This is a genomic window from Actinoplanes sp. NPDC023714 (assembly GCF_040639855.1).
GTDB lineage: Bacteria > Actinomycetota > Actinomycetes > Mycobacteriales > Micromonosporaceae > Actinoplanes.
Genome location: NZ_JBFAAR010000012.1, coordinates 34,945 through 52,542, shown reverse-complemented (window position 1 = coordinate 52,542; position 17,598 = coordinate 34,945). Strand labels below are relative to the sequence as shown.

18 protein-coding genes are annotated in these 17,598 nt (G+C 72.1%); 10 read left to right on the top strand and 8 right to left on the bottom strand.

Annotation, left to right across the window (positions count from 1 at the left end; translation table 11 throughout):
* Window positions 1–5 precede the first annotated feature (5 nt).
* Window positions 6–476: a cysteine dioxygenase family protein gene (locus AB0G10_RS37040; protein WP_360932957.1), complete on the bottom strand. Its 471-nt coding sequence runs from the start codon at window positions 474–476 to the stop codon at window positions 6–8.
* 315 nt (window positions 477–791) lie between these two features.
* On the opposite strand from AB0G10_RS37040, the gene AB0G10_RS37035 reads away from it, so the two are divergent.
* The 3 genes from AB0G10_RS37035 to AB0G10_RS37025 all read left to right on the top strand — a co-directional run bounded on the left by AB0G10_RS37035 (window position 792) and on the right by AB0G10_RS37025 (window position 3,228).
* Window positions 792–1,856: a neprosin family prolyl endopeptidase gene (locus AB0G10_RS37035; protein WP_360932954.1), complete on the top strand. Its 1,065-nt coding sequence runs from the start codon at window positions 792–794 to the stop codon at window positions 1,854–1,856.
* Window positions 1,857–1,990: 134 nt separating this feature from the next.
* Window positions 1,991–2,512 (top strand): sigma-70 family RNA polymerase sigma factor, encoded by a 522-nt coding sequence (locus AB0G10_RS37030; protein ID WP_360932951.1) that lies wholly within the window; start codon window positions 1,991–1,993, stop codon window positions 2,510–2,512.
* Window positions 2,509–3,228, top strand: coding sequence for a zf-HC2 domain-containing protein (locus AB0G10_RS37025; protein WP_360932949.1), 720 nt, complete (start codon window positions 2,509–2,511; stop codon window positions 3,226–3,228). The genes AB0G10_RS37030 and AB0G10_RS37025 overlap by 4 nt, the downstream gene beginning before the upstream one ends.
* Here AB0G10_RS37025 and AB0G10_RS37020 read toward each other — a convergent pair.
* Complete coding sequence (locus AB0G10_RS37020; protein WP_360932946.1) at window positions 3,225–3,689, bottom strand: response regulator transcription factor; 465 nt, start codon at window positions 3,687–3,689, stop codon at window positions 3,225–3,227. The two genes, AB0G10_RS37025 and AB0G10_RS37020, sit on opposite strands and share 4 nt — an antisense overlap.
* Window positions 3,690–3,782: 93 nt before the next feature.
* Here AB0G10_RS37020 and AB0G10_RS37015 point away from each other — a divergent pair, with 93 nt between their 5' ends.
* Complete coding sequence (locus tag AB0G10_RS37015) at window positions 3,783–4,445, top strand: hypothetical protein (RefSeq protein WP_360932943.1); 663 nt, start codon at window positions 3,783–3,785, stop codon at window positions 4,443–4,445.
* On the opposite strand, the gene AB0G10_RS37010 is transcribed toward AB0G10_RS37015, so the two are convergent.
* The 6 genes from AB0G10_RS37010 to pseB are packed head-to-tail and all read right to left on the bottom strand — an operon-like array spanning window position 4,423 to window position 10,622.
* On the bottom strand, window positions 4,423–5,430 hold the full coding sequence (locus AB0G10_RS37010; protein WP_360932940.1) for a spore coat protein: 1,008 nt from the start codon (window positions 5,428–5,430) through the stop codon (window positions 4,423–4,425). The two genes, AB0G10_RS37015 and AB0G10_RS37010, sit on opposite strands and share 23 nt — an antisense overlap.
* Complete coding sequence (locus AB0G10_RS37005; protein WP_360932937.1) at window positions 5,427–6,152, bottom strand: glycosyltransferase family protein; 726 nt, start codon at window positions 6,150–6,152, stop codon at window positions 5,427–5,429. Before AB0G10_RS37005 ends, AB0G10_RS37010 begins: the two co-directional genes overlap by 4 nt.
* Window positions 6,149–7,570 carry a hypothetical protein gene (locus AB0G10_RS37000; RefSeq protein ID WP_360932934.1) on the bottom strand — a complete coding sequence of 474 codons (1,422 nt, stop codon included), beginning with the start codon at window positions 7,568–7,570 and terminating at the stop codon, window positions 6,149–6,151. Before AB0G10_RS37000 ends, AB0G10_RS37005 begins: the two co-directional genes overlap by 4 nt.
* Window positions 7,567–8,520, bottom strand: a complete 954-nt coding sequence (locus AB0G10_RS36995; protein ID WP_360932931.1) for a hypothetical protein — start codon at window positions 8,518–8,520, stop codon at window positions 7,567–7,569. The genes AB0G10_RS37000 and AB0G10_RS36995 overlap by 4 nt, the downstream gene beginning before the upstream one ends.
* Window positions 8,521–8,523: 3 nt before the next feature.
* Complete coding sequence (locus AB0G10_RS36990) at window positions 8,524–9,642, bottom strand: aminotransferase class I/II-fold pyridoxal phosphate-dependent enzyme (protein WP_360932929.1); 1,119 nt, start codon at window positions 9,640–9,642, stop codon at window positions 8,524–8,526.
* Window positions 9,642–10,622 (bottom strand): UDP-N-acetylglucosamine 4,6-dehydratase (inverting), encoded by a 981-nt coding sequence (pseB, locus tag AB0G10_RS36985; protein ID WP_360932925.1) that lies wholly within the window; start codon window positions 10,620–10,622, stop codon window positions 9,642–9,644. Before pseB ends, AB0G10_RS36990 begins: the two co-directional genes overlap by 1 nt.
* Before the next feature lie 187 nt (window positions 10,623–10,809).
* Between pseB and AB0G10_RS36980 the strand changes: the two genes are divergently transcribed.
* From AB0G10_RS36980 to AB0G10_RS36955, 6 genes are read left to right on the top strand one after another with little or no spacing between them, the layout of a single operon-like run.
* Window positions 10,810–11,052 (top strand): acyl carrier protein, encoded by a 243-nt coding sequence (locus tag AB0G10_RS36980; RefSeq protein WP_360932922.1) that lies wholly within the window; start codon window positions 10,810–10,812, stop codon window positions 11,050–11,052.
* On the top strand, window positions 11,049–11,780 hold the full coding sequence (locus AB0G10_RS36975; protein WP_360932919.1) for an SDR family oxidoreductase: 732 nt from the start codon (window positions 11,049–11,051) through the stop codon (window positions 11,778–11,780). Before AB0G10_RS36980 ends, AB0G10_RS36975 begins: the two co-directional genes overlap by 4 nt.
* Window positions 11,777–13,000 (top strand): AMP-binding protein, encoded by a 1,224-nt coding sequence (locus AB0G10_RS36970; protein WP_360932916.1) that lies wholly within the window; start codon window positions 11,777–11,779, stop codon window positions 12,998–13,000. Before AB0G10_RS36975 ends, AB0G10_RS36970 begins: the two co-directional genes overlap by 4 nt.
* Window positions 12,997–14,031 carry an acyl-protein synthetase gene (locus AB0G10_RS36965; RefSeq protein WP_360932913.1) on the top strand — a complete coding sequence of 345 codons (1,035 nt, stop codon included), beginning with the start codon at window positions 12,997–12,999 and terminating at the stop codon, window positions 14,029–14,031. Before AB0G10_RS36970 ends, AB0G10_RS36965 begins: the two co-directional genes overlap by 4 nt.
* Window positions 14,028–15,236 carry an acyl-CoA reductase gene (locus AB0G10_RS36960; RefSeq protein WP_360932910.1) on the top strand — a complete coding sequence of 403 codons (1,209 nt, stop codon included), beginning with the start codon at window positions 14,028–14,030 and terminating at the stop codon, window positions 15,234–15,236. The genes AB0G10_RS36965 and AB0G10_RS36960 overlap by 4 nt, the downstream gene beginning before the upstream one ends.
* Complete coding sequence (locus tag AB0G10_RS36955; RefSeq protein ID WP_360932907.1) at window positions 15,236–17,548, top strand: hypothetical protein; 2,313 nt, start codon at window positions 15,236–15,238, stop codon at window positions 17,546–17,548. The genes AB0G10_RS36960 and AB0G10_RS36955 overlap by 1 nt, the downstream gene beginning before the upstream one ends.
* Window positions 17,549–17,598 lie beyond the last annotated feature (50 nt).

Below are 17,598 nucleotides of genomic sequence, written 5' to 3'. Positions count from 1 at the left end.
CGGGTTCACCACTCGGCGCCGGCCCGCTCCACGGTCAGCACCTCGAGGCCGGCGGGGCCGAGCCGGTACTTCGTCATGGTGGTGAGCGCCGGGCCGTAGACGTGCACGCTGACCGCCGGCCGGGTGGAGAGGTTCGTCATCCGGTGCACGTGGTGCCCGCCGAACCGGCGGCCCGCGCCCTCGCCGAGCTCGCGCGAGGCGACCCGGGCGCCGCCGGGGCCGTTCGCCACGGTGTCCTCGACGAGGGTGCCCCGGAAGACGTGGAAGGCGCCGGCCGACCCGCCGTGGTCGTGGATCTCGGTGCCCTGCCCGGGCAGCCAGGTGAGCAGCCATACCTCGTAGTCGTCGGCGACCGCGAGCCGGTGGTACCACCGCTCGGCCGGGTCGAAGCGGGGCGCCACCGGCCACCGCTCGGGCGAGGCCGCGTAGTGCTGCGCGACGGCGAGATGGTCGAGACGGACTCCGACGGCGGTCATCGACGTTCTCCTTCTCATATATACTCCATTGGTCTAGTAGGTTTTACCACATGACTCGCGGCCTTGGTCCGGAGACGTCCAAACCGTGATCCAGAAAGAGGCTTCTGCGTCTTTGCCTCTTTCTCGAACTGGTGCGAAAAACTTCGTACCGCGACGAGGTGAATACGCTCTGTCGAGAGTTGTGGGCGTTCTGTCACCAGAACGGCCTACCCCTACCGTCTGAACGACGGAATTGCTGCTCAGAGCGGTCCCCGCTGCATCGAGATGGCTATATGGTGAGCTGCGCCAGCCCCCCCGATGAACGAGGACGGACACGTGTTGAAGTCACGCCGCGGTCTGCTCGCGGCCGGTCTCACCGCCGCGGTGATCGGCACGATCGGTGTCGTCTCGACGCTCAGCGCCGGGGCGGAACAGATCCCCGGCGCGACCGCGTCCACGGCGGCCACCGCGGAGGCGGACGCCGGCGAGCCGCTCCTGACCCCGCCCACCAAGCTGCCCTGGGGCGAGCGCCCGCGCAGCATCCGGACCGGGCGGGACGGCGCCAGCAGCCGGTCGCTCAAGGCGTCCGGCCTGATCGCCGCGGCGCCCGACCAGGCGAGCGAGGAGCAGGCCGAGGACGAGGCGCCGAAGGGCCGCACGTCGCGCACCACGTTCGTGAAGTCGGAGCGGACCGAGATCCTCCCGCCCGACCCGCCGCCCACCGCCACGGCGAGCCCGACCGGGTCCAAGCCGACGGTCAACTACCTCTACAGCGTGGGCACCCAGGCGGTCGTCTCCGACGGGGCGTACGCGAACCTGACCATCAGCAAGCCGAAGCTGGCGAAGGAGGACTACCACTCGCTCGCCGAGCTCGCCGTGCAGTCCGCCGACGGCCAGCAGATCGTCGAGGTCGGCTGGACCGTCGACCGCCTGGTGAACGGCGACGACGATCCGCACCTCTTCGTCTACCACTGGATCGACCGGAAGACGACCTGCTACAACACCTGCGGCTTCGTGCAGTACAGCAAGAACATCGCCCCCGGCGACGTGCTGGCGCAGGACAAGGCCGCGCGGTTCGGCATCCAGTTCTTCAACGGCGCGTGGTGGGTGGCGTTCGACAGCGAGTGGGTCGGCTACTTCCCCGGCCAGCTGTGGGACGACAAGTTCACCAAGACCGGCCTCGTGCAGGTCTTCGGCGAGGTCGCGGCGTCCAGCCCGACGCCGTGCACCGAGATGGGCAACGGCCTGGCCGCCGACGACGCCAAGGCGGCCCGGGTCGGCAGCGTGTCCTACCTGAACGGTCCGGCCGTCGACATGAACCCGCGCGCCACCAGCGAGGTCTACGCGGTGTCCCGGATGAGCGCCCGCACCTTCCGCTACGGCGGCCCCGGAGCCTGCTGACGACAAGCACGGCGTGATGCCCGGTCCCTCGCAAGAGGACCGGGCATCAATCTTTTCGGGGCAGCCGTGAACCGGGCCGCGTGCCACGATGTACATCCGGGTGGCCGGGCGGAACCCGAGGGGAGCTGGCGCCGATGAAGCGACGGGTCAACCCCGACGAGCAGCTGATGACCGCGCTCTACACCGAGCACTACTCAGTCCTGATCAACTTCGTGTCCCGGTACGTCTCGGACCGGCACAAAGCTGAGGACCTGGTGCAGGAGACACTGTTACGGGCCTGGAAGCACATCGACCACCTCGACCCGGAACCGGGCCGGACCAGGTCGTACCTGCTCACCATCGCCCGGAACGTGGTGACCAACGCCTGGCGCGCCGAACAGCGCCGGCCGCGGCTGGTCGCCGACGAGAACGCGGTCAACTCGGTGCCGTCGGCGGACAACGTCGATCAGATGGTGGAAGGCTGGCTGGTGGCGGAGGCGCTGGAGCGTCTGTCGCCGGAACACCGGGCGGTCATCCAGGCGATGTACTACGAGGGGCAGAGCGTGGCCGACGCGTCACGGAAACTGTCGGTGCCCGAGGGCACCGTCAAATCGCGCGCGTACTACGCGGTCCGCGCGCTGCGCACCGTCTTCGAGGAGATGGGGATGTTGCGATGAGCGACCTCGACGAACACGGCAGCCTGCACAGGCTGCTCGGCGGATATCTCCTCGGCGGTCTCGACGAGGCCGACACCGATCGCCTCGACGAGCATCTGCGGGACTGCGCGGACTGCCGCGCGGAGCTGGACAGGCTGGCCCCCGTACCCGAAATGCTCCAACATCTGCCGGACGCGCGGCACCTGAGTGGTGGCGCACCGCTCGCGGTGAGTCCGGCCGCCCGGCCGAGCCCGCAGAACATCGAGGGCCTGCTCGGCAAGATGCGCGCCGAGAAGCACAAGGAGGTCCGGACCAACCGGGTCCGCTGGCTGGCCGCGGCCGCCGTCGTGCTGATCGCGGCCGCCGCGATCGGCTACGGGATCTTCACGAACAACGCGGCGCCGCAGGGCTGGCCCGAGGCCATCCCGAGCGCCGAGCTGGTCACGTCGCAGTTCGAGGCGGCGTCCGGCAGCAGCCTGACCGGTTCCGCGGCGGTCACCCAGAAGAGCTGGGGGGTCGCCGTGGCGCTCGACGTGGCGCGGATGAGCGGTGAGGCGCCGTTCCTCTGCCTGGTGCGCAACAAGGCGGGCGCGACCGAGCAGGCGGCGGTCTGGGGCGACACCCCGGACGGCAAGGCCAAGGTGAGCGGGGCGAGCTCGTTCACGGTCAACGACGTCGACGCGATCCTGATCACCGACAAGAACGGCAAACTGATCGGTACGGCGCCACTGACCTAGGCGATGCGGCGGAGCCGGGCCGGCTGCTCCTCGATCCGGAACGACCGGGATGCCGCCAGCGCCGCCGCCCTGGCCGCCGCCGTGGAGCGCAGCGCCGAAGCCGGCGACAGCCGCGTCATGGCCTCCAGCCGGGCCGCCAGCTCGGCCCGGCTGAACGGCTTGACCAGGTAGTCGTCGGCTCCCGCGCACAGCGCCGTCATCACCTGGCCACGCTGCGCGTCCGCGCTGACCATCATGATCGGCAGGAATTCGGTACGCGGGTCCGCCCGCAACCGCCGGCACAGGTCGAGGCCCGATTCGCCGGGCATCCGCACGTCGATCAGGGCGGCGTCGACGTCCCCGGTGGCCAGCGCGGCGAGGGCCCCGTCCGCGTCCTCGGCGGCCACCACGGCGTACCCGAGACGGCGCAGCGCGAGCGTGAGCAGGTCCCGATGGTCGGTCTCGTCATCGACGATCAACACGGTGGGCACGCGAACCTCCGGACTCCCTGGCGACCTTGCCTACCCCTGTTCGGCACCGGGGCCGCACCGCTGAGGCGAAATAGAGTGGGCCATATGCGTGCCGCCGCCATCCCCGAGTCCGCTTCCGCCCTTCAGCCCGCCGGTACCGGAGAGGTGCGGATCCGCGTCGTCCTCGCCGCCGTGCATCCGGCCGGTGCCGCCGCCGGTGTCGTCGACGCGCTCGGCGAGGGCGTCCGCGGCCTGGAGCCGGGCGACCGGGTCTGGATGTGGGGAGAGGCGGAGGGGATTGTCGGGGAATACCCGGTTCTGCCCCGCAGCCGGGTGGTCCGGATGCGCGACGGCGTGCCGTTCGAGGTGGGCGCCGTGCTCGCCGTCCCGGCGCTGACCGCGTACCGCCGCCTCACCACGGCCGCCGGCGTCCCGGACCGGCTCGCACCGGGGGTGCTGAAGGGGCGGACCGTGTTGATCGCGGACGGCGCCGGCCCGGCCGGCATCGCGGCGATCCAGCTCGCCGAATGGGCCGGCGCGACGGTGCTGACCACAACCGGCGCGCAGGAGGAGGACGCGGCCGATCCCGCGCCCGGCCCGGATGCGGTGGCCGCGGTGGCCGAGGCCGTCGACGCCGGCGCGCTCCGGGTGGGGGAGGACGCCGGGCTGCCGATCCGGCGATTCCCTCCGGAGCGGATCGCCGAGGCCCGCGAGGCGGCCGGGGACCACGCCGCGGGCGCCGTCGTCATCGAGGTGACGAAGCCCTAGCCAGGAGCGCGTCCGCCACCCGGGCGACGCCGAGGCCGTCCACCGCCGACCAGCCGCTCGCCGCGAGAGCGGTGCGGGCATCGGAATCGGTCAGGAGCCGGCGCAGGGTCGCGACCGAGGACTCGTCGAACTCGCCGAGACGGCCGAGCCCCGCCGCATAACCGCGTGCCACGGTCCGCTCGTACCCCTGAATCTGGTTGTCGACGACCCAGACCAGCGCGGCGGCGCGGCCGAGGCAGAGCAGCTCCCAGGTCGAGGTCCCGCTCGCGCTGATCACCAGGTCGGCGCCGACGAGGAGTTTCGGCAGGTGGTCGGTCGGCCCGATGATGTCGAAGCGCTGTCCCGGACCGGCCTCGACCGCGAGCAGCTCGGCACGCAGGCTCTCGTCGGCCGCGATGACGGTGGCGTCGAAACCCGCCGCGGTCTCGGTGAGCAGCCGCGCCACCTGCGGCGCCGCGCGGTAGGCGTCGGTCCCTCCGAAAAAGGCGACGACCTTCGGGGTACGGGTCGGAGCGTGTGCGGGGACCGTGACCGGACGCGACTGCCGGACCGCCGAGCGGAGCAGGGCGTAATCGATTCCGGCCAGCCGGACCTCGCCCTCCTCCAGGACCGCGTCCAGGTTCTGGTCGACGTAGATGTCGGCGGACTGCCCCCGCAGGTCACCGTCCACAATGGCCAGCACGGGGAACCCGGCCCGCCGGACCGCGGCGCTCTGCTGCGGCGGCAGCGTGTACGAGTCGATCACCAGCGCCGCGAGGTCGAGCCGCCGGGCCGCCGCGACCAGGCCGACCTCGTCGTAGGGCGCCGGATGCCAGGGCAGGCCGCGCTGCTCGAGCTGAGACTCGGCCCACGCGACCCCGCCGAGGTCGGCGAGGAAGTGCACGTCGGCGCCGCGGGCGGTGAGCTCCTCGGCGAGGGCGACGCACCGCACCAGATGGCCGACCCCGGTACGCGGGCCGGCGTCGCACCGGATCCCGATGTTCACGCCTGGTCCAACTCCTTCTGCCGCACGTGGGCGTTGAGCGCGGCGAGCTCGGGCTGCCCGTCGAGCCAGCTCGCCACGGTCCGGATGGCGGCCGGGGCGTCGCCGAAGTGGTCGATGACCGCCTCGATCAGCTTCCAGTCGTCCTCGGTGTCGAGGGTGAGCCGCAGGTGCGACAGGTCCGGCTGCGCGGTCAGCCCGATCACGTCGAAGTCGTCGGCGTGCGAGTAGATGTACGACGTCACGTGCGTGCGGTGGTGGTCGTACGCCAGCCTGTCGATCTCCTTGAGCACGGTGGCCCGGACCACCTCGACGTCGAGGCCGCGCGGCAGCGTCCGGGTGATCGACGTGGTGAGGTAGTCGACGCCGGCCGCCTCGAAGACCCGGAAGGCGCGCGCCACGAGTTCCGGGTCGAGCAGCGGGCAGTCCGCGGTGAACCGCAGCACGGTGTCGGCCGACCGGGTCTCCAGCACGCCGAGGAACCGGGTGAGCACGTCGTCGACAGGCCCGCGGTGGCAGGCCACGCCGATGCGCTCGCACTCGGCGGCCACGGCGTCGTCGTCGGGCAGCGTCGTGGTCGCGACGACCAGGTCGTCGAGGATCCCGCTCTCCCGGGCGGCGTTCACCACCCGGTCGAGGACGGTGCGGCCGCCGAGCGGGCGCAGCACCTTGCCGGGGAGCCGGGTGGAGCCCATCCGGGCCTGGATGATGCCGAGGGTGGTCATGACCGTCCTTTGTGAAGTCGGTGGCGCGCCTTGCGGGCGAGGCCGAGCCCGGCTTTGGCGGCGCGGTAGGCGAGGGATCCGCTGAAGGCGGCGATCTGGACCTTGGCCCGGCCCAGCTCGGCGTCCCGCTTCTCCAGCTCGGCCTCGAAGAAGCGGCTGCGGGCCTCCGCGTCGGCGAGCTGCCGGCGCAGGGCGTCGAGCTGCTGTCGGTGCTCCCGGTTCCGGACCGGCGGGGCTTCCATCGGGGTCGTGGCGGCTTCAAGGCCGGCCGCTCCGGCCAGGATCTCGGTGAGCCGGGCCACGTCGGTGACGGCCGGCCAGGGGTGGGCGTAGCCGCCGGTCGCGAGGGTGACCGCGAACCGGGCGAGCGCGTCCGGCCGGTCCGGCTGCGCGGGGTCGAGCAGGGTGTACCGGTCGCCTTCCACCAGCACGTTCGCGGCGTCGGCGGCGGGCAGCGCGGCCGTCCAACCGGTGAGCAGCCGCCGCAGGCCGGGCAGGTCGTGCCCGAGCGCCGCGGTGAGCAGCTGCTCCTCCAGCAGGCGGCCGGACGGCAGGGAGCCGGTGCCCTCGACGACGGTGCCGCCGCTGAGCCGGGCCGCCGCCGGAATCGGCACGACCGGCCGGGGCCGTGCGGCCAGCTGGGCCACCGCGATCCAGGCGGGCGCCAGCTCGGCGCCGAGACCGCGGCGCACTGCGGCGCCGGCCAGGCGGCGCGGGTCACTCAGGACCGGCTTCTCCGCGTACGAGGAGGCGACCGCTCCCGCGATGAGCGCGGCGAGGGAGTCGAGCGGCCCGTAGCGCAGGGTCTCCGGGGTGACCGTCACGGTCGGCTCGGCCTGCGACGGCCAGGCGGCGGCGAGCCCGGAGACCGGCAGCCCCTCGGCGCCGAGCGCGGCGGCGAGCCGGTCCGGGCGGCCCGGTGCGGTGCCGAACTCGCCGAGCGGACGCCACTGGACGGTGCCCGGCGCGGTGGCCGTGCCCGGGTCGACGAGGCGGTGCACGCCGAGCTCGTTCTCGACGGTCAGGACCAGGGTGCCGCCGGGGCGCAGGGCGCGTTTCAGGACGCGTACGGCGTCGGCCCAGTCGAGCTGCGGGCCCTCCGGGGAGCAGAGCCGGTTCGTGCCGTCGAGGGCGATCACGGCGTCGTACCGGTCCTCGTCGGTCAGCTTCGCGAGGGTGCCGCAGAGCACGGTGAAGCCGCGCGCCGCGAGCGCCTCGGCGTCCGGCTGCGAGCGGACCAGGCAGGTGAGGCCCCGGCCGTCGGCCAGCGCCTCGAGCAGGGCGGTGTCGTGCGGGCCGGCCACCAGGACCTCGGCGCCGGCCGGCAGCCGCGCGGTGAGGTGCCGGTAGAGGGCGCCGCCGGCGTGGGGCAGCTCCTCGGCGTACTCCGGCATCTCGCCGCCGATCATCCGGATCATGCCGCCCACCTCTCCTCAGCCGATCCCGTCGCGACGGCGGCGGCGCTCCAACCGAGGGTCGCCCTCAGTTCGGCCGGTGAGGCCAGGTGGCCGTCGCCGAGCTCGGCCATCGCGATCTCCCGGGCCACGACCGGGTCGGGCGCGACGCCGTGCAGCTCGGACCACTCGCGCCGGATCCGCTCGGCGGTCGGCGCGTCCTCCTTGGCGAGCTGCATCGGGTTGCCGTAGACCGCCGGTTCGCAGCCGGCCGCCACGCCGTAGAAGACCGCGCTGCTGAGCCGGTTGGACGCCACCCGGCGGTGCCGGCGCAGCTCGTCGAGCTGCTTGTGCAGGAACCGGGCGTCGGTCTGCATCCGCATGTAGCCCCGGTAGCCGTGGCAGATGACCCGGCCGGCCCGCTCGTACGCGGCGCGGATCCGGGCGTCCCGGTACTCGTGCCAGTACAGGCAGAACGTGATCGGGCCGGGCTCGGTCGCGACGATCTCGTCGATCAGCCGCCGGTGATCCCCGTCGACCTCCTGGCCCTCCCAGCCGTGGAACGGGTACCAGATCGTCCCCTCCCTCGGCTGTACGTCAGGGTCGTCCCCGCGCCCGATTTGTCGCTCTGCCGTACAGCCAACTGAGCCCGGCTGTACGGCAGGGCTGTCTTCGCGCCCGATTTGTCGCTCTGTGGTACAGCCGGTGGGGGTGGGGGTGCGCAGCAGGTAGAGGAAGGGGGCGCCGGTCACGGTGGCCAGCGGGCGGCCCATCGACCAGGCCCGGCGCCGGGTGCGCTCGGACCAGACGAAGATCGGCCGGCCGGGCGCGTACGGAGTTCCGGCGCCCAGCCCGTCCACCACGTTCCAGCCGTGCTGGAGATATCCGTCGATCCGCGGGGGATCGGCCGGGTCCAGCCCGCAGTACTCGGCCAGAACGTGGGCGTGACCGTAGAAGTGGTTGCCGTGGTGCACCCGCTAGCTCCCGAGGATGCCGCGCAGCGTCTCGACGACACGGTCCTGGTCGTCGTCGCCGAGGTCGGCGAAGAGGGGCAGGGAGAGCTCCTCGGCGTAGAAGGCCTCCGCGACCGGGCACATGCCGCGCCGGTAGCCGAGATCTTCGAAGACCGGGTGCCAGTAGACCGGGATGTAGTTCACCTGCACGCCGATGCCGGCGGCCCGCATCCGGTCGTAGACCTCGCGCCGGCGCCCGTCGAGGATGCGCACCGGGTAGAGGTGGCGCATCGGGTCGCTCTCCGGGCGCTGGGCCGGGAGGCGCAGGCCGGGCACGCCGGCGAGCAGCTCGTCGTAGCGGGCCGAGAGGTGGGCGCGGCGGGCCTTGAACGCGCCGAGCCGGCGCAGCTGGGCGCTGCCGAGCGCGCAGAGCACGTCCGGCAGGCGGTAGTTGAGCCCGAATTCGGGGACCTCGTACCACCAGCCGCCCTCGTCGGGGTGCCGGAGCTCGTCCCGGACCACGCCGACCGTGCGGAACGCGCGCAGCCGCTTCACCAGCTCCGGCCGGGTGGACGCGACCGCGCCGCCCTCGCCGGTGGTGAAGTTCTTGGTCGGGAAGAACGAGAACGTCGTGAGGTCGGCGAGCGTGCCGACCGGACGTCCCCTGTAGAGCGAGCCGATCGAGTGCGCGGCGTCGCCGAGCAGCAGCGCGCCGGTGCTCTCCCCGACCTTGCGGAGCCGGTCGTAGTCGGCCGGGACACCGGCGTAGTCGACCGCGGCGATCACCCTGGTGCGCCCGGTGACGGCGGCCTCCACGGCGGCCGGGTCGAGGTTCGCGGTGTCCTCCTCGACGTCGGCGAAGACCACCGTGGCGCCGAGCATCGCCGCGCCGGACGCCGTGGCCACGAACGTCATCGGCGTGGTGACCACCTCGTCGCCGCGGGTCACGCCGGCCGCCGCGTAGGCCGCGTGCAGCGCCGTGGTGCCGTTCGTGACCGTGACGCAGGGCGCGCCGGCGACCTTCTCGAGGTCGGCCTCGAAGTCGGCGACCCGCGGCCCGGTGGTCAGCCAGTCGCTGCCCAGCGCCGCGACGACGGCCTCGACGTCCGAGGGATCGATGGATTGCCGTCCGTAGGGGAGCATCAGTTCTCCGCGAGCAGGGCGCGCATGTCGTCGACGGAGAGCCAGAGGTCGTTGTTGTCCGAGCGGTAGTTGAAGCCGTCGGCGACCGGCTCGCCACCCGCGGGCGGCTCGTAGCCCCAGCTCGCGGCGACCGGCTGGACCACGTAGCGGTCCGGGAAGCGCAGCGTGCGGCGGCTGTCGTCGGCCGCGATCATCTCCTCGTGCAGCTTCTCGCCGGGACGCATGCCCATCTCGTGGGTGGGTGCGTCCGGCGCGACGGCCTCGACCAGGTCGAGGATGCGCATGCTCGGGATCCGGGGCACGTAGAGCTCGCCGCCGCGCATCACGTCGAACGAGTCGACGACGAACTGCACGGCCTGGTCCAGGGTGATCCAGAAGCGGGTCATCCGCTTGTCGGTGATCGGCAGGCTCTTGCCCTCGGCCGCCAGCTTGCAGAAGAACGGCACGACCGAGCCGCGGCTGCCCATCACGTTGCCGTACCGGACGACCGCGAGGCGGGTCGGGTGGGTGGCGGCGTAGTGGTTGCCGGCGATCACGATCTTGTCGGCGGCCAGCTTGGTGGCGCCGTACAGGTTGATCGGGCTGGACGCCTTGTCGGTGGAGAGCGCGACGACCTTCTTCACCTCGGCGGTGATGGCCGCGTCGATGACGTTCTGGGTGCCGTTGATGTTCGTGGCGACGAACTCGGAGGGGTTGTACTCCGCGGTGTCGACCTGCTTGAGCGCGGCCGCGTGGACGACGTGGTCGATGCCGTGCATGGCGCGGGCGAGGCGGTCGCGGTCGCGGATGTCGCCGATGAAGAAGCGCAGGCGCGGGTCGTCGCCGAACATCTGGCGGACCTCGTACTGCTTCAGCTCGTCACGCGAGAAGACCACGATGCGAGCCGGGTCGAGGTGGGTCAGGGCGTACCTCAGGAAGGCCTTGCCGAACGAACCGGTGGAGCCGGTGACAAGGATCGAGGAGCCGGCGATTTCAGACACGAGTTTTCTCCGGGGGTCAGCGATAGGCCGGTACGAGCCGGAAGCATAACCAGAGGATTCGCCATTTCCAGGGGCGCGGGAAAAAGCTGATGCGAGTTCATTTTCAGTTAATCCTGGATTGGTCGCGGCGTCCGGTCTGCTGCGGGATCGTAGGACTCCTCTAATCACCCCCCATTGGAGTCATACCGTGAGTGAGCTGCAGAGACTACGCGACGCGTTCCGCACCGCGCTCGATCTTCCGGCGGACGCGCCCGTGGACGACCTGCGCTACCAGGACAACGAGAAGTGGGATTCGCTCGCTCACATGTCGTTGGTCGCCGCTATCGAAGATGAATTCTCGGTAATGATCGACACTGATGATGTCATCGGTATGTCCAGTTTCGACGAGGCCGTGCGAATCCTCGGTAAATACGGGGTGGACGTCAAGTGAGTGTCGCCCTGGTGACCGGGGCGTCGCGCGGCATCGGGCGGGCCACCGCGCACCGCCTGGCCGAGCAGGGGTACGACCTGGTCCTGCACGGCCACGGCGGGGCCGGCGCGGCCGAGGCGGCCGAGTCGCTGGCCGCGAAGTTCGGCGTCACCGCGGTGAGCGCCGCCGGTGACATCGCCGACCCGGGGACCAGCAAGGCCCTCGTCCGCCTCGCGTTCGAGACCTTCAAGCGCCTCGACGTGCTCGTGATCAACGCGGGTACGCACGCGGCCGGGATGCTCGGGATGACCGACGACGCGACGATCGAGCGGCTCTTCGCCGTGAACGCGGCCGGCGCGGCGTACACCCTGCAGAACGCGGTCCGCCTGCTCGCGCGCGCGCCGCAGGCGTCCGTCGTGCTCACCGCCTCGATCACCGGCACGCACGGCGTGGCCGGGCAGGCCGTCTACGCGGCGTCCAAGGCCGCCGTGGTCGGCCTCACCAGGTCCGCGGCGAAGGAGCTCGGCCCCCGCGGGGTCCGGGTCAACGCGGTGGCGCCCGGCTTCATCGCGACCGACATGCTCGACACCCTGGACGAGGCGGGCCGCGCCGAGCGGGTCGCCGGCACCGCGCTGGGCCGGCTCGGCACCGCCGAGGACGTCGCCGACGTGATCGCCTTCCTCGTCTCCGACCAGGCCCGCTTCGTCACCGGACAGGTGATCGGGGTGGACGGGGGACTGACGCTGTGAACCTGCTGCACCCGGACGCCCGCGTCGTCGACGCCGCGACCGGCGAGACCCTGACCCCTGCGCTGATCGCCGGCTTCGAAGCCGAGTTCGCGGATCAGAAGCTGGTCTTCCTGCCGATGCCGACCACGGTGCCGGCGATCGCGAAGTACCTCGCGGCGCTGCGCTCGCAGAAACCGGTCGTGCTGCTCGACCCGGACGCCGACCACACCGAGCTGATCCAGCGGTACGCGACCGACGCGGTGCACCCGGACCTGGCTCTTCTGCTCACCACGAGCGGCTCCACCGGCAGCCCGAAGCTGGTCCGGCTCTCCCGCTCGGCGGTGTTCGCGAACGCCGGGCAGGTGGCCGAGTCGCTCGGCGTCACCCGCGACGACGTGGCGATCACGACGTTGCCGCTCTTCTACTCGTACGGCCTGTCCGTGCTGCACTCGCACCTGCTCAAGGGCGCCACCGTGGTGCTGGAGCGGACCGGGATCATGCAGCGGGACTTCTGGTCGGCGGTGGACGAGCACGGCGTCACGTCGATGGCGCTGGTCCCGTACCAGTTCGAGATGCTGCGCCGGCTCCGTTTCGACCCGGCGAAGCACCCGTCGCTCCGGACGGTCACCCAGGCCGGCGGCCGGCTCCGGGCCGAGCTCGTCACCGAGTTCGCGCAGCGGATGGACGCCGCGGGCGGCCGGTTCTTCGTGATGTACGGCCAGACCGAGGCGGCGCCCCGGATGGCCACACTGCCGCCCGAGCGGCTCGCCGGGAAGCTCGGCTCGGTCGGCCTGGCGATGCCCGGCGGCGCCTTCGCGATCGAGGACGACGAGGTCGTCTACCGCGGCCCCAACGTGATGATGGGGTACGCCGAGAGCGGCGCCGACCTGGTCCGCGGCGACGAGCTCGGCGGCGTGCTGCGCACCGGTGACCTGGGCCGCCTCGACGAGGAGGGCTTCCTCTTCCTCACCGGCCGGATCAAGCGGATGGCGAAGGTGTTCGGCGTCCGGATCAACCTGGACGACGTCGAGCGCAACTTCCCGGTCGCCGCCGTGGCCGGTGACGACAGACTGCACGTCTTCGCCGAGGGCCTGACCGCCGAGGACGCCCGCGCGCTGCGCACCAAGGTCGCCGAGTGGCTCGGCACCCACTTCACCGGGGTCGACGTCCGCTCGATCGAGGCGCTGCCCCTGCTGCCGAACGGCAAGACCGACTATCGGGCGCTGGAGGCGTCACTGTGAGTGTCTTCACCCTGCCGCAGTCCGTGAAGGAGGAGGTCCTGCTCAAGGAGCTCTCCTCGCTGACCGAGCACCACCGGGCCCACTGCGAGCCCTACGACCGGATCCTGGCCGCTTCGGGCTTCGCGTCCGCCTCGTCGGTGGCCGGCCTGCCCTACCTGCCGGTCCGGCTCTTCAAGAACCTGGAGCTGAAGAGCATCCCGGACGACGAGGTGTTCAAGGTCCTGACGTCGAGCGGCACCACCGGCGAGGTCAGCCGGATCTACCTGGACAAGGCGGCCGCCGCCGAGCAGCAGCGCCGCCTCGCCGCGACCGTGCAGACAGTGCTCGGCCCGAAGCGGCTCCCGATGCTGCTCGTCGACACCAAGGCGATGCTGAAGGACCGCCGCTCGTTCAGCGCCCGCGGGGCCGGCGTGCTCGGCATGTCGACCTTCGGCCGCGACCACGTCTGGGCCTTGGACAACGACGGCGTCGTCGACCTCGAGGCGATCCGCGGCTTCCTGGCGAAGCACGGTGACCAGCCCTTCCTGATCTTCGGGTTCACCTTCCTGGTCTGGCTTCATCTGTACGAGGTGGCGCTCGAGCACGGGCTCGACCTCGGCAACGGGATCCTGATCCACTCCGGCGGCTGGAAGAAGCTGGTCGACCAGGCCGTCTCGCCCGACGAGTTCCGGAAGCGGCTCGCCGGCGTCGGGCTGACGAACGTGCACAACTACTACGGCATGGTCGAGCAGATCGGCACGATCTTCCTGGAGGGGCCGTCGGGTGGCTCGCTGTACTGCCCGGACTTCGCGGACGTGGTGGTCCGCGACCCGGAGACCTGGGCGGAGCTTCCGCCCGGCGAACCGGGTCTCCTGGAGGTGGTGAGCACGCTGCCCACCTCGTACCCGGGGCACGTGCTGCTCACCGAGGACCTCGGCGTGGTGCACGGCGTCGACGACGGCGACTGGCCCGGCAAGCGCTTCTCGGTGCTCGGCCGGCTGCCGCGGGCCGAGGCGCGGGGATGCTCGGACACGTATCGGAGCGCGGCATGAACGTCACCTTCAGATTCGGCGTCCCGGGCGACCTGACCGCGCCCTCCGCCGACCGGCTCACCGTCGGCGACCCGCGGGTGGTCGACTTCCTCGCGAAGCTGGCCCGCCGGCTGCTCGCCCCGGCCGTGGCCCGCAAGCACCCGGAGCTCGGCTCGCTCGGCTACTTCCTGCGCCCGGCCGAGCTGAGCCGGGCCGTCGCCAAGATGCGGCGGGACGACGCCCTGGCCAATGCCCAAGTGATAGTCAGCCCGAGGGGCAACGTCTTCCACCTGCCGCCGGCCAACGTGGACACCATCTTCGTCTACTCCTGGGCGCTCTCGGCGCTGGCCGGCAACCACAACGTGGTCCGGATCTCGTCGCGTTCGGCCGGCGCGGCCGAGGTGATCCTGGAGGCCCTCGACGCGGTCGCGGCCGAGGCCGACCCGATCGTCGCGCGGACCCAGCGCATGGTCACCTACGGCCGCGACGACGCCGTCACCGGAGCTCTCAGCAAGTGGGCCGACCTGCGGGTCATCTGGGGTGGCGACGCCGCCGTGGACACGATCCGCAAGCAGCCGCTGCGCCCGTCCGCGCGCGACCTCACGTTCCCGGACCGGACCAGCTGGGCCGTGCTCTCGACGGCCGGCTGGCGCGCCGCCGACCCGGCCGCCCGCCGGGCCGCGGTGGTCGGGTTCGCCAACGACGCGTACTGGTTCGACCAGGCCGCCTGCTCCTCGCCGCGGACCGTGTTCCTGGTCGGCGGGGACGGCGACGACGTGCGGGCCGAGTTCCTCGCGCTGCTGCTCGAGGTGGTCGACGCCCGCGGCTGGGTGGTCGATCCGGCCATGGCGGTGGAGAAGCGGGTCAACGCGTACGGGCTGGCCGCGATCGGGGCCGCCGGGGCGCTCGACTTCCCGGACAACCGGATCACCGCGCTCACCCTGACCGGCACCGAGGCCGCGCCCCGCCGCTGGATCGGCGCCGGCGCGTTCCCGTTCGCCGAGGTGGGCTCGCTGCTCGACCTGGTGCCGGCGATGAACCGGCAGGACCAGACCGTGAGCCACTTCGGGTTCACGCCGGCCGAGCTCCAGGCCTTCGCCACCGAGCTGGGCGGCCGTGGCGTGGACCGGATCGTGCCGTTCGGGTCGGCGCTCACCTTCGGCGCGATCTGGGACGGCTACGACCTGCCGAGCGAGTTCACCCGCCTGACGGTGCTGCAGCCCTGATGACGACAGTTCTGGAAACGCCGGCGCCGGCCGCTCCCGCGCCGGCCCGGACGCTGAGCCGTCTCTGGGCCGTGGCGCCCTGGCTGCTGCCGGCCGTCTCCGCGTTCGGGGTGCTGCACACCTACGACACGCCGGACCGGCAGATCGCCCTCTACGCGGTCTACCTGCTGCTCGCCGTCGTCGTGCCGGGCACCCTGGTGTTCCGGGCGGCGTTCGGCAGCCGCGGCAATCTGCCCGAGGACCTCGGCCTCGGCGCGGCGACCGGGCTCGTCGTCCTGCTCGCGGGCTGGGCGCTGGCCGCCGCGACCGGGCTCCAGCACCTGCTGATCGGCTGGCCCGCGGTGGTCATGGCGCTCTTCGCGGCGGTGCCGGCCCTGCGGCGGCACTGGCGGACCGGGCCCGGCGACCCGCTGCCGATCGGCTGGCACGTCGCCATGGCGGCGGTCCTGTTCCTGGTGACGCTCTGGGGCGCGACGGTCTTCCGGACGATCCCGCTCCCGCCGTCCACCGTGGAGCTGTACCCGGATCTCTACTACCACCTCGCGCTCGTGCACGAGATGACCCGCTCGATGCCGTTCCAGGTGCCGCAGCTGGCCGGCGAGACGCTGAAGTACCACTATCTGTCGGACGCCGACATCGCGAGCGCCAGCATGGTCACCGGGATCGCGCCGCACATGGTGTTCTTCCGGCTCTGGCTCATGCCGGTAGCGGCCGTCGCCGTGGTGGTCTTCGCGGCCCTGGCCCGGAGCGTGAGCGGCCGCTGGTGGACCGGGCCGGTCGCCGCGACGGTCGGCTTCGTCGGCCAGTCGGTGGTGGCCGGGAACGTGGCCAGTCCGCCCGGGATCGGCCTCCCGATCACCCTGCTCAGCCCGTCACAGACGTACGCAATGCCCTTGATCGGTCTTTTCGTGGTGATCGCCGTCGACGTTCTGCGAGGCCGCGGACTCCACCGGATGGGCTGGGCCTTCCTGCCGCTGCTCGCGATCGCCTGCGCCGGCAGCAAGGCGAGCGTCCTGCCGCCGCTCGCCGCCGGTCTGCTGCTGGCCGGCGTGATCCACCTGATCGGCAAGCGGACGATCCCGTGGACGACGATCGGGCTGCTCGCCGCGGTCGGCTTCGGCATGGTGATCGGGCTGAAGCTCTTCGCGGGCGGGGGCGCGGGCACGCTCCAGCCCCAGTTCCTGGCGACGATGCGCTGGTTCCTGCCCTACCAGGAGATCATCGGGATCCCGAACGACGTGCAGTGGGGCGGCCTGGTCCCGGACGGCCTCGAGGTGGCCGGCACGGCGGCCCGCTGGTTCGTGGCCTGGTCGCTGATCTGGTGGTTCCTGGTCCAGTCGCCGCGGCTGGTCGGCCTCTTCCTGCCGCCGAAGGTCCGCTGGCTGAAGCCCCGGCGATGGGCCGACGACCAGGTCCCGTGGCTGCTCGGCGGCATCGTGGTGGCCGGCGTCCTCGGGATGTGGATGCTCTGGCACCCGTCGGCCAGCCAGATCTACTTCTACAACGCGGTGCTGCCGGTCTGCGGCGTGCTGACCGCGTGGGCGCTCGCGGATCGGGTGCGGGGCTGGATCGTCCCGGTCCTCGGCGCGGCGGCCGGCGGCCTGTGGGAGTTCTTCGCCCCCGAGGTGACCAAGCCGGTCGAGCCGACCGAGGGCGGGTGGGCGTGGGCCATGGCGCTGCCGCTGCTCCGCACCGCCGGCCTGGTCACGGTGGTCGCGCTGATCGCCGTGCTGATCTGGCGCAGGCGGGCGGCGCGGGCCCTCACCACCGCGCTGATCGCCGCGATCGCGGCGGCCGGCACGGTGAGCGCCGTGTCGAGGACCGCCGAGACGCTCAGCGGGCCGCCGGCGATCAAGGCGCGGAACAACGTGGCGGTCACCGCGGCCGAGATGAAGGCGGCGCTCTGGCTGCACGACAACGCCGGCGAGAACGACCTGGTCGCCACGAACGTGCACTGCATGCCGATGAAGGTGCCGCAGTGCAACGCGCGCGCGTTCTGGGTCGCCGGGCTGGGCGGGCACCGCACCCTCGTGGAGAGCTGGGCCTACACCGACCGGACCGTCGCGGCGAACGGCGTGAACGACCTCAAGTACTTCTTCCAGCCCGCGCCCGACCCCGAGGTGTACGCGCTCAACCAGCGGGCCTTCGAGAAGGGCGACCCGGCCGACGTGGCGCGGCTGCGCTCCGAGTACGGAGTCCGGTGGCTCTTCGCCGACCGGGCCGCCGGCAAGGTCGCGAACGCCGAGCTGAAGGCGGCCGGCGCCATGGTCGTGCATCAGAGCGGGACGGTCATCGTCTACCGGCTTTACTAGGGTTATCCCTACTACTGATCGGGTGGCACGCAGGATCGGATCGGGGGGCG